The sequence below is a fragment of the Nitrincola sp. genome (assembly GCF_048264025.1).
GTDB lineage: Bacteria > Pseudomonadota > Gammaproteobacteria > Pseudomonadales > Balneatricaceae > Nitrincola.
This window is the reverse complement of the sequence record NZ_JBLXDN010000016.1, coordinates 1-12044: the sequence shown is the minus strand read 5'-3', so window position 1 is coordinate 12044 and position 12044 is coordinate 1. Positions and strand designations below refer to the sequence as shown.

At 49.4% G+C, this 12044-nt stretch carries 11 protein-coding genes; all 11 read left to right on the top strand.

Going from position 1 to position 12044, the window contains the following annotated elements:
- Window positions 1-1137: a flagellar biosynthesis protein FlhB gene (flhB, locus tag ACN0R1_RS12740; RefSeq protein WP_417583410.1), complete on the top strand. Its 1137-nt coding sequence runs from the start codon at window positions 1-3 to the stop codon at window positions 1135-1137.
- Window positions 1138-1206: 69 nt separating this feature from the next.
- Entirely contained in the window at window positions 1207-3378 is a 2172-nt protein-coding gene (gene flhA / locus ACN0R1_RS12735; protein WP_417583408.1) for a flagellar biosynthesis protein FlhA, read from the top strand.
- A 41-nt stretch (window positions 3379-3419) separates the two neighbouring features.
- Complete coding sequence (gene flhF, locus ACN0R1_RS12730) at window positions 3420-4862, top strand: flagellar biosynthesis protein FlhF (RefSeq protein ID WP_417583406.1); 1443 nt, start codon at window positions 3420-3422, stop codon at window positions 4860-4862.
- A gap of 6 nt (window positions 4863-4868) precedes the next feature.
- A complete protein-coding gene (locus tag ACN0R1_RS12725) occupies window positions 4869-5684 on the top strand; it encodes a MinD/ParA family protein (protein ID WP_417583404.1) in 816 nt (271 codons plus the stop codon).
- 24 nt (window positions 5685-5708) lie between these two features.
- Window positions 5709-6419 carry an RNA polymerase sigma factor FliA gene (locus ACN0R1_RS12720; protein WP_417583402.1) on the top strand — a complete coding sequence of 237 codons (711 nt, stop codon included), beginning with the start codon at window positions 5709-5711 and terminating at the stop codon, window positions 6417-6419.
- A 99-nt stretch (window positions 6420-6518) separates the two neighbouring features.
- A complete protein-coding gene (gene cheY, locus ACN0R1_RS12715) occupies window positions 6519-6890 on the top strand; it encodes a chemotaxis response regulator CheY (RefSeq protein WP_325063018.1) in 372 nt (123 codons plus the stop codon).
- 23 nt (window positions 6891-6913) lie between these two features.
- The gene (locus tag ACN0R1_RS12710; RefSeq protein ID WP_417583400.1) at window positions 6914-7708 is read left to right on the top strand and encodes a protein phosphatase CheZ; all 795 of its coding nucleotides are present in this window, start codon (window positions 6914-6916) and stop codon (window positions 7706-7708) included.
- A 13-nt stretch (window positions 7709-7721) separates the two neighbouring features.
- On the top strand, window positions 7722-9770 hold the full coding sequence (locus ACN0R1_RS12705; RefSeq protein ID WP_417583398.1) for a chemotaxis protein CheW: 2049 nt from the start codon (window positions 7722-7724) through the stop codon (window positions 9768-9770).
- 28 nt (window positions 9771-9798) lie between these two features.
- On the top strand, window positions 9799-11007 hold the full coding sequence (locus tag ACN0R1_RS12700; RefSeq protein ID WP_417583396.1) for a protein-glutamate methylesterase/protein-glutamine glutaminase: 1209 nt from the start codon (window positions 9799-9801) through the stop codon (window positions 11005-11007).
- 26 nt (window positions 11008-11033) lie between these two features.
- Window positions 11034-11822, top strand: a complete 789-nt coding sequence (locus tag ACN0R1_RS12695) for a ParA family protein (protein ID WP_417583394.1) — start codon at window positions 11034-11036, stop codon at window positions 11820-11822.
- A partial coding sequence (locus ACN0R1_RS12690) for a hypothetical protein (protein ID WP_417583392.1) occupies window positions 11815-12044 on the top strand: 230 nt, incomplete at its 3' end. The genes ACN0R1_RS12695 and ACN0R1_RS12690, both read left to right, overlap by 8 nt.

Here is a 12044-nt window from a genome sequence, read left to right as displayed (position 1 = left end):
ATGGCTGAAGATACAGGTCAGGAAAAGTCGCAGGAACCCACGCAAAAGCGCATTCAGGATGCGCGGAAAAAGGGTGATATAGCACGCTCAAAAGAGTTGAGTACACTGGCTTTATTGATGGCATCAGCTGCATCAGCCTTATTATTTGGTCCGAGTGTCGCCGCGGCCATGTTGGGGGTGTTTAGGTTTAATTTTTCAGTGCGTGGCGAAGCTATTTCAGACCCCGCCTTTATGTTGCAGCATCTTTATATTTCGCTATACGGCGCTTTTTTCAGCTTGTGGGGCTTTTTTTTGTTAGTGGTGTTGGCCTCTGTTTTTTCGGCAGCCGCATTAGGTGGTTGGAATTTTAGCGGTGAAGCCTTGCAGCCAAAAGGCAGTCGCTTGGATCCAATTGCAGGCATCAAGCGCATGTTCTCATTAAAGTCACTAATTGAGCTGTTTAAAGCTGTGGGTAAAGTGGTCGTTGTGGGGGCTATTGCTATTCTTGCAGTGTATTTGCTGCAACCAGAGTTGATTGGTCTCACCGCTGAGGCTATTAATCCAGCTATGGCTCATGCCGTCAGCATTTTGGCCTGGGCTTTCCTGGTGATTAGTGCCGCTATGATTTTTATTGTGCTGGTGGATGTGCCCTTCCAGCTCTACGACTATAACAAAAAGCTGAAAATGACTATGCAGGAAGTCAAGGATGAGATGAAGAGCACCGAAGGGAAGCCCGAGGTTAAGAGTAAAATTCGACAGCTACAGTATGAAATGTCACAGCGTAAGATGATGAAAGAAGTGCCAACAGCTGACGTCGTTATCACCAACCCAACTCACTATGCTGTTGCTATACGTTACGATCAGAGTCAGAGTGATGCACCGATTGTTGTTGCCAAGGGTGTCGATTTTATGGCACTTAAAATCCGCGAAGTGGCTCAGGAATATGGTGTCACTGTACTTGAAGCACCCTCTTTGGCGCGAGCCCTCTACTATGCGGCGGAAATTGATGAAGAGGTTCCGTCCGGCCTTTATACTGCGGTAGCCCAGGTGCTGGCCTATGTGTTTCAGCTCAGGGATGCCGGGCAAGGTAAATCTATCAGTCCACCGCCAAGAGATCATCAATTGGATATTCCTGATGCTCTGCGTCGAGACGAATAACTGGCGTATTTTTTGCAGTAAATACAGAGGCGTATAGTTGTGTCATTAAGTTGACGCATTCTGTACAATATGCATAAATTTACCGATGGTTTGATTGGTAAACAGTTATTTGACATTTATTTGACGGTAGGTGACGTGGATAGAGCAGCCATTCTGCAGAGTGCCAGAAGTATTAGTCGGGGAAACCTGGGCATTCCGTTGCTGCTGCTTGTGGTATTGGCAATGGTTACTTTGCCGATGCCGACTTTTCTTCTGGATGTATTCTTTACCTTCAATATTGCCCTGTCCATAGTGGTTTTGCTGGTGTGTATTTATGCCCTGCGCCCGCTGGACTTTGCTGTTTTTCCTACCATTTTGCTGGCAGCCACCTTACTTAGATTGGCACTAAATGTCGCTTCAACCCGTGTAGTGCTGTTAAACGGTCATGAGGGTGGTGCTGCTGCTGGGCAGGTGATACAAGCCTTCGGTGAAGTGGTTGTTGGCGGTAATTACGTCGTTGGTATCGTGGTCTTTATGATTCTGGTCATTATCAACTTTGTTGTTGTGACTAAAGGTGCTGGGCGTATATCTGAGGTTAGTGCGCGGTTTACGCTGGATGCGATGCCGGGTAAACAGATGGCTATTGATGCCGATGTAAATGCCGGCTTGATCACCCAGGATGATGCACGCATACGTCGGCAAGAGGTTACCCAGGAGGCCGATTTCTATGGTGCGATGGACGGTGCGTCAAAATTTGTTCGTGGTGATGCTGTTGCAGGTATTTTGATTCTGATCATTAACCTGTTAGGCGGGCTGGGAATCGGTATCATCCAGCACGGCTTGGACTTTGACACCGCGATGCGTAACTATTCGTTGCTCACTATTGGTGATGGCCTGGTAGCGCAGCTCCCTTCTTTATTGCTCTCCACGGCGGCGGCCGTAATGGTTACTCGGGCAAACTCCTCTGAGGCGATGGGGAGTCAGGTGTTCAGCCAGATGTTTGGTTCACCCCGGGCCCTTTTTGTTGCTGCTGGCGTTATCTTTTTAATGGGTATCGTCCCTGGTATGCCGCATCTGGCATTTTTATCGCTCGCTGCAGCAGCTGGCGGTGCTGGTTGGTTGATTATTCGGCGTCAGCAGCAGTTGGCGGCTGAGTCGTCGGTGGCTGAAATGGATGCAGCCGAACCCGAGCAGTCTGAGGAGCGTCGTGATCTGGACTGGGATGATGTAATGCCGGTTGATATGGTCGGGTTAGAGGTGGGTTACCGCCTGATACCCATGGTAGATAAAATGCAGGGTGGGCAGTTGTTGAGCCGGATTAAAGGGGTGCGTAAAAAACTATCCCAGGATCTGGGCTTTTTGGTGCCTTCAGTGCATATTCGTGACAATCTGGATTTGATGCCGGGTGCCTACAGGATAACTTTGATGGGTGTTATCAGTGGTGAGGGCGATGTTTATCCTGATCGAGAGCTAGCCATCAATCCGGGGCAAGTTTTTGGAACCCTAAAAGGTGTATCGGTGAAAGATCCAGCCTTTGGTCTTGATGCGGTGTGGATAGAAAAAGGTCAAAAGGAGCATGCGCAGACTCTGGGTTATACTGTAGTGGATGCCAGTACTGTAGTTGCAACGCACTTGAATCAGATATTGCAAAGTAACGCACATGCCCTATTGGGGCATGAAGAGGTTCAGCAACTACTGGATATGCTCACCAAATCATCACCGAAGCTGGTTGAAGAACTGGTGCCGAAAAAGCTGTCGATCAGTGTGTTGCTGAAAGTGCTGCAGAACTTGTTGATGGAGCAGGTCTCTTTGAAAGATTTTCGTTCTGTCGCAGAAGCTCTGGCAGAAGCCGTAGACAGAACGCAGGACCCTTTGTCGCTGACAGCCGCTGTACGGATTGCCTTGTCCAGGCTGATCGTGCAGAGTATCAATGGTTCTGATCCGGAATTGCCAGTCATTACCCTGGATCCATCGCTGGAGCAGATGTTGCTGGGTTCGATGCAGCAAGGCGGCCCGAATGACGAGACACTGGTGCTGGAGCCTGGTATGGCTGAGCGTTTGCAAACTTCTTTAGGGCAGGCAGCACAGCAGCAGGAAATGATGGGTAAACCTTCAGTGTTGCTGGTGGCAGCACCGATTCGACCGCTGATGGCTCGGTTTGTACGCTATGGCGAGCATCAGGTGCACGTGCTGTCGTATCAGGAAATACCAGAGAATAAGCGTGTGACGATCGTGGCTACAGTCGGAGGTGGTAATGCCTAGGGGTATGCGGGCTTTTAGCAGCTGGCTAATAAGGAATTGTTATGAAAGTTAAGCGCATTTTTGCGCCGGATATGCGTCAGGCAATGCGGCGGGTCAGAGATGAGATAGGTGCGGATGCTGTCATTATCTCCAATCATCGTGTTGCCGGCGGTGTTGAGGTGGTTGCTGCACGAGAAGAGGACTACGAGTTGGCGCAGGCTGAGCTTCGGCGCAATCAGCAGCGTAATCAGCCAAAGAATCGTCCTGTCGCTCCTGTGCCCAGTAATGCGGTAGCGGATGATGCGTTAGCATCGGAACTTCGACGTGCACAGGTGCGCATATCCGAAGCTCGGCGTCGGGCCGAACAGCCTGAACCTCAAGTCAATCAGACTGTTAACCGACAAATAGATGCTGAAGACGATGAAGACCTGCGCTTTATATTACAGTCGCTGAAAACGCGGCAGGAAGAGCAGGCACGTAAAGAAATTTCAAATGAGCACAGCCAAGAGCCAGACAGTCTTTGGGGTTCAGCCACTACGATGCCGGCATCATCATCTGCCGATGAAGAATCCAATCGCTTGGTTAAAAGTATGCAGCAGGAGATACAGCAGCTCAGAACAATGATGGAGCAGCAACTGGGTCAGGGACGGCATTCGTTGGCGGCTCCAGATGTGGTGCCTGATCGTGTCGCAGAAACGCCCTTGCATGCCCGTCTGCATGCATTGGGTCTTGGTGAAAGATTGATTCGCCAGTTGACTGCCAGCATTGAGCCGGACTTGAGTGCCGAGATGGCCTGGAAAAACACCCTGGCGCGGCTGGCAGATTCAGTGCCTGTGGTTGGGGAAGAATACATTGCCCGTGGCGGTATGATTGCCTTTGTAGGTGCCACCGGTGTAGGTAAGACCACTACGATAGGGAAGTTGGCGGCGCGTTATGTGCTGCAGCATGGCAGTTCAGGCTTGGCGTTGGTGACTACGGATTGTTATCGAATTGCTGCACATGAGCAGTTGAAAACATTTGGTCGTATTCTGGATGTGCCCGTGCGTGTGGTGGATGAAAACCATAATCTCGATGAGGTGTTGTTGTCGCTACGTGGTAAGCGCCTGGTGCTAATAGATACAGCAGGTATGAATGCGGGTGATGCGGAAGGTGTGCAACAAAAGCAGATGCTGGCATCCGTATCGGTTCGTCTAAAAAAACTTCTGGTGCTGTCCTGTTCTAGTCAGCGTCAGTTGTTAGAAAAAGCCTGGGCTAATTACCAGGAGCTTGAGCTCAATGCGTGTGTGCTGACTAAGCTGGATGAGTCTGGCAGTATCGGGGATGCTTTGACGCTTGCGGTAGAACGCCGTTTACCGGTGGCCTATGTAACTGATGGACAGAAAATACCGGATGATCTGATTGTGGCTCAGCGTCAGGATTTGGTCAGCCGAGCGGTGCTTGCGGCGCAATATACAGGTTCCGAGACCGACAGTGAAACCGACAGTCAAATGTTCAGGGCGGGTTAGGAATTCATGAAGCAGGCACATCCAGTAAAAGTAATTGCCGTGACCGGTGGTAAAGGCGGGGTCGGTAAAACCAACGTCTCAGTGAATCTGTCGGCTGCGCTGAGTGAAATGGGGCGGCGTGTTGTGTTGATGGATGCGGACCTGGGACTTGCTAATGTGGATGTGTTGCTGGGGTTGCGAGTAAAAAAGAATATTACCGATGTGCTTGATGGCCGCTGCTCACTAGCTGAGGTGCTGGTTAAAGTGGATAAGAATATGTCTATCGTTCCTGCATCTTCAGGGACACAGGCTATGACGGCTTTATCAGAGCATCAGCATGCTGAACTGATTCATGCCTTTAATGATATTGCCGATATGATGGATATTCTGATCATAGATACGGCCGCTGGTATATCGGAGTCGGTGGTTAGTTTTGTTAAGGCGGCTCAAGAAGTATTAGTGGTTGTTTGTGATGAACCTACGTCAATTACCGATGCGTATGCTTTAATTAAGATGTTGAACCGTGATCATAAGATGACCCACTTTCGGATACTGGCCAATATGGTCCATTCGGAAACCGAGGGACGTAACATGTTTAATAAAATACTCACAGTTACTGACAGGTTTTTGGATGTAACGCTTCAATACGTCGGATCAATACCTTATGATGAGGCTGTTCGTAAAGCGGTGCAGAAACAAACGCCTGTTTTAAAAGCATTTTCAGGCAGTAAGGCCTCTGCAGCTTATCGGCAGTTGGCCAATAAGGTAGACAACTGGCCGGTGTTAAAAACACCACGTGGTCATTTGGAATTTTTTGTTGAGCAGTTGGTCAAGCGACATTAACTGGATACTGGAAACTTAGGCTGTATGTATAATCAGCTTCAATTTAAAACCAGTAATGAACTGCTGGAGCAATATGGTCCTTTGGTGAAGCGTATTGCTCAGCATCTGCTGGCTAGGCTGCCATCCAGTGTTGTGCTGGATGATTTGGTGCAGGCTGGTATGATCGGTTTGCTGGAAGCCGCCAGAAAGTTTGATCCTGGCAAGGGTGCAAGTTTTGAAACCTATGCTGGCATCCGCATTCGAGGATCTATCATTGATGAGGTTCGTCGAGGAGATTGGACGCCACGCTCGGTTCACCGTAATGGCCGTCGTGTCAGTGAGGCGATTCGGGTCGTAGAGCTACGTACCGGTCGGGACGCATCAGATGCTGATGTGGCTGCTGAACTGCAGATAACTGTATCGGCTTATCATGCTTTGTTGCAAGACTCGCTGGATAGTCGGCTTTTCAGTATAGATGAGCTGAGCCATGATGAAGATGACTCAGTGGGTATGCAGTTTGAAGGTGATGATCCTGGTCCGGATGAGTCTTTTCAGAGTGCATCATTTCGTCAGGCTTTAGTCGATGCTATTGGTAATTTGCCTGAGCGCGAAAAATTAGTGATGGCACTATATTATGATGAAGAGATGAATTTAAAAGAAATTGGCAGCGTTCTGGGTGTCAGTGAGTCAAGGGTTAGCCAGATTCATACTCAGGCCGCGCTGCGGTTAAAGGGGCGGTTACGTGATTGGCAGTGATTTTTGTTTGTTATCCGTGTCGGGCCTGTCTAGTATAGGTTTAGCACGCTTATCTTTTACTGTAGAAAGCCGGGGGGGCAGTGTCTTGTGAAAAAAGACATCAGGATTCTTGTTGTGGATGATTTTTCCACCATGAGACGAATAATCAAAAACTTGCTGCGAGATCTAGGCTTTACCAACGTGGAAGAGGCTGATGATGGCAAAACAGCCTTGCCTATTCTTAAGCAGGGCCGTATTGAGTTTCTGATAACTGACTGGAATATGCCGGGTATGACCGGTATTGATCTGCTCAAAGAAGTTCGTGCTGATCCAGAGCTTTCACATATACCAGTGCTTATGGTTACGGCCGAAGCCAAACGTGAACAGATCATTGCAGCCGCTCAAGCCGGCGTGAATGGTTATGTGATCAAGCCCTTTACGGCTGTCGTTCTCAAAGAAAAAATCGAAAAAATATTTGAACGTATCACCTGAAGTAGTCGGCAAGAGATGGAATAATGAAAAAAAAGATAGCCTCACTTGAATACGATGGCCTAGACGATCTGCTTGGACAGATGGCCAGAGAGTTGGTCGAGACGATTGACCGAGGAAACCTCAGTCATGCAATGGAGATAATTAACGATCTTCAGGAAGCTCGGCATCAGGTTTTCTATAATGAAGTCGGACATTTAACCCGCGGGCTTCACGAGGCTATCAAGGCTTTCTCTTCCGATATTGATGATAAAATTCCGTCGACAGATGCTGGCAGTATGACTGCAATGACGGATGCTTCTGATCGGTTGGCTTATGTTATAGAGCTGACAGATAAAAGTTCGCATGAAACCATGGATAGGGTAGATCGTTCGCTGAGTCTGGTAGATCGTCTGGATGGGCAGTCTGAGCGCTTTCGTGATTTGCTGCTGTTGGTGGGGCAGTTAGAGGGCGATTTCAAAGCACTGGACGGTGTTTATGACCGTACTTGCGATGTCAAAAATGAATCCGAAAAAACAATAGCAGAACTGCGTGCCACCTTGACTGATATTTTGGTATCCCAAAGTGTTCAGGATATTACCGGTCAACTGATTCGACGGGTAATTACCTTGATGACCCAGGTTGAATCACAGCTGGTCAAACTGATGGATATGGCGGCCAAGGTGGAGCGTCTCACCGGTATCGAAATGCCCCATGGGGATGCTTCCAATGAGGATCAGGATGCGATACGTGCACAGGGGCCACAGCTCAAAAAGAAAGAAGCCGGTGCAGTCAGTAGTCAGGATGATGTGGATGAACTGCTCTCGAGCCTTGGGTTTTGATTAGGAGATCGCTATGAGTTTGGATGTTGATCAGGAAATTCTTGAAGATTTCCTAGTAGAAGCAGGAGAGATACTTGAGCTTCTGTCAGAGCAGTTAGTCGAACTTGAACAGCGCCCTGATGATCGGGATCTGCTGAATGCGATCTTTCGCGGGTTTCATACGGTCAAGGGTGGAGCCGGCTTTTTGCAGCTTGACACTATGGTGGACTGCTGCCACAAAGCTGAAAACCTTTTCGACCTGCTGCGGAATGGTGAGCTAAGTATTTCTCCGTCACTGATGGATGCGGTGCTTCAGGCATTGGATTCGGTAAATCTGATGTTCGAGCAGGTGCGTGGTGGCAAAGAGCCAGTGGCAGCGCCACAATCTCTGCTCGATACACTGGATGCTTATACCAAGGGACAGGTGCCGGAACCGGTTGCCGCGTCACCAAAATCGACGCCCGCGGCTCCTAAGGCCAAACCCGTTACGTCAGCTAACCCCAATACCCCCAATGATGAGTTTGATCAGTTATTAGGGGATCTGGTTGGTGCTGATGCAGCTGCAACGTCATCAGATTCTGATGATTTGATCACGGAAGATGAATTTGATGCGCTGCTGGATGAGTTGCATGGTGCTGGCAAAGGGCCAGGTAAGCATGATGAGTTAACTCAAGCGGCTGCCACGAGTAGCGATGAAATCACTGAGGATGAATTTGAAGCCTTGCTGGATGAACTGCAATCAAAAGGTCAGGGTGCATTTACCGCTGCTCAGGCAAGTGCCAGTGCTGAAGTATCTAAATCTGAACCGATGGATAGCCAAGCGGTACCTGTATCAGATGAACTGGCTGTACCAGCAGAGTCACTAGCGAAACCCGTTGATTCACCTCGTGCCGTGCCAGCTCAGCAGAAGCCAGTGCAGGAAAGTAACGTCAGGGTAGATACGGCGTTGCTGGACAAGATTATGAACATGGTCGGTGAGTTGGTGTTGGTCAGAAATCGTCTGGTAAGGCTCGGTGGGGCACGCGAAGACGAAGAAATGGCCAAAGCCCTGGGAACGCTGGATATGGTAACGGCTGACCTGCAAACCTCGGTTATGAAGACGCGGATGCAGCCAGTGAAAAAAGTATTTGGTCGTTTCCCAAGGCTGATACGCGATCTGTCCCGTAGTCTGAAAAAAGAGATTCGTCTTGAGCTGCGTGGAGAAGAGACTGATCTTGATAAAAACCTGGTGGAAGCACTTGCAGACCCCTTGATTCACTTGGTCAGAAACTCAGTCGATCATGGCATTGAAGCACCAGATGTCAGGGAAAAGTTAGGCAAGCCTCGTGAAGGCAGTGTGTTGCTCTCGGCTGAGCAGGAGGGTGATCACATCCTGCTGATCATTCGTGATGATGGTGCTGGGATGGATCCGGAAAAGCTGCGTCGTCTGGCTGTGGACCGGGGCATGCTCGATACCGAGTCGGCGGCACGTTTGACAGATCAGGAGTGTTTTAACCTGATATTTCATGCCGGCTTCTCCACCAAAACCGAGATTTCAGATGTATCCGGTCGTGGTGTGGGCATGGATGTGGTCAAGACCAAGATCACCCAGTTAAATGGTACCTTGGCAATTGACTCTATCCTTGGGCAGGGTACTCAGATAGCTATTCAAGTACCGTTAACCTTGGCAATTATGCCGACCTTGATGGTTACACTGGAGGCGCAGGCTTTTGCGCTGCCGCTGGTGAATGTTAATGAAATATACAATCTGGATCTGACTAAAACTAACATTGTTGATGGGCAGCAGGTGGTCATCGTTCGTGATCAGGCTTTACCACTGTTTCATCTTAAACGCTGGATGGTGAAAGGTTGTGAAAGTGAGCCGTTGCCGGATCAGGGGCATGTGGTGATCGTTTCAGTTGGTACAACTCGCGTCGGTTTTGTTGTCGATCAGTTGGTAGGACAGGAAGAAGTGGTTATCAAACCATTGGGTTCGATTTTACATGGAACTCAGGGTTTATCAGGTGCGACTATCACCGGTGACGGGCGTATCGCACTAATCATTGATATTCCTAATCTACTGAAGCGTTATGCTGCCTCATGATACTGACTTATAAAAGGAACAGCATCAAATGGCCGTGACGGTTTTGGTTGTTGATGATTCCAGTTTTTTTCGTAACAGGATTCAAGAGGCGCTGAGTAGCGACTCACGCATCAAAATAGTCGGTACTGCTGTTGATGGTCGCGAGGCTGTGGAAAAGGCAAAGGAATTGCGACCTGATTTGATCACCATGGATGTCGAGATGCCACAGCTGAACGGTATAGAGGCGGTGAGGCAGATTATGCGTCAGTCACCAACCAATGTACTGATGCTGTCTTCGTTGACGCATGAAGGAGCACGTGTCACCCTTGAGGCATTGGAAGCGGGCGCGGCTGATTATCTATCTAAAGACATACGTGCCTGGATGGATCGATCCAGTGTATTGCGTCAGGAGCTTATTGAACGTGTAGTTGCGCTAGGTAAATCACGCCGAGTCAGCAGTGCGCCCTCATTTGGCCGAAATCCACCACCAGCTAAAAGCGATAGCAGTCGGGTTTTCCGCTCCAGTACCTCCGCCCCGCCAAGTCAGCCAGGAAGTGATGCGCGAGGTCGGCTGGCAAGAGAAGGGGTGGCACAAGAGAAGCCTTATTCAAGAACGACAGAAACTCCACGTGGCGTTGACTCTCAAAGCGGGGCCGCAACTTACCCGCTGACACGCATCAGGGTGCCTGATGCGCGGATAGTGGTCATAGGTGCCTCAACCGGTGGTCCAGCCGCGTTGCAGAAAGTACTGGTATCTTTACCAGCGGATTTTCCGTGTCCTATTCTGCTTGTTCAACATATGCCAGCAACGTTTACCAAGGTGTTTGCAGAGCGTCTGAATCAGCAGTGTAGAATCCGTGTCAGAGAGGCTGTTGATGGTGATCGACTTGAGCCTGGGCTCGCCTTACTCTGCCAGGGCGGAATGCAGATGATGTTGGATCCGCGTCAGCATGACCGTGTCAAGATTTTTCCAGGTGATGACAGAATGACCTATAAGCCCAGTGTGGATGTGACCTATGCATCAGCCGCTAAGGCATTTGGGTCAAAAGTCATGGCGGTGATGTTGACTGGCATGGGTGCTGATGGTTGTGATGGTGCGCGCCTGCTGAAACAAGCGGGTGGTACCTTATGGGCGCAGAGCAAAGATACCTGCACCATTTATGGCATGCCCCAGGCTGTCGTTAATGCAGGCCTTGCTGATGCAATATTGGATCTGGATGATATAGGTTCTATGCTTGCCAAATGCAAGTATGCCTGATCACTGAATAGCCGCAGGAAATGAATATGCAGGTATGGTCAGTAGCTAATCAGAAAGGTGGTGTGGGTAAAACTACCACCGTTGTATCTATGGCTGGGTTGCTGGCTGAGGTTGGATACCGTGTGCTTATTATCGATCTGGATCCGCATGGCTCACTGACCAGCTACTTCCGTTTTGATCCGGATGAGATCGAACAGAGTGTTTACGATTTATTTGAAAATCCTGACATCACAGCGGCGCATTTCCGCTCTTTAATTCTGAAAACCAGCCATGAGAGTATCGACTTAATACCTTCTTCTACTGCGCTGGCAACACTGGAGCGTAAAGCGGTTGGGAGAGAAGGGCTCGGTCTGCAAGTGGCGAAGTCGCTGCGTTATGTGCGTGAAGACTATGACTATGTATTGATTGACAGTCCTCCGGTACTGGGGGTGTTGATGGTGAATGCGCTTGCGGCCTGCGACCATCTTCTGGTGCCAGTTCAGACTGAATTTCTGGCATTGAAGGGTCTTGAGCGTATGATCCGGACAATAGAGATGATAAACCGGGCGCGTAAAAATAAATTAACCTATACCATAATTCCGACGTTTTATGATCGGCGAACCCAGGCTTCTGTTATTAGTTTGCGTGAGTTGCACCAGCGCTATGCTGACCAGGTTTCTAATGCCGTAATTCCTGTAGATACCAAATTTCGTAATGCCAGTATCAAAGGGTTAGTGCCATCATCACTTGATGCCGGTAGCCGAGGTGTGCATGCATACGCACGCCTGCTTAGGGGTTTGCTTGAGCGTCGTAAACAGGGGCAGGTCGATGGCTGATCAAAAAAAAGTTGTATTTGAATATCTTGAAGCCCTGCTGTCAGATCCGGAAGCAGAGCAGCCTGTATCCGAGGCTGATATTGAAAATGACAGTGACGCAGAAAATAGTTTGAAACCACCGATGCAAGTCGACAACACTATTAATGAGCCAGAGCCAGAGCCAGAGCCAGAGCCAGAGCCAGAGCCAGAGCCAGAGCCAGAGCCAGAGCCAGAGCCAGAGCC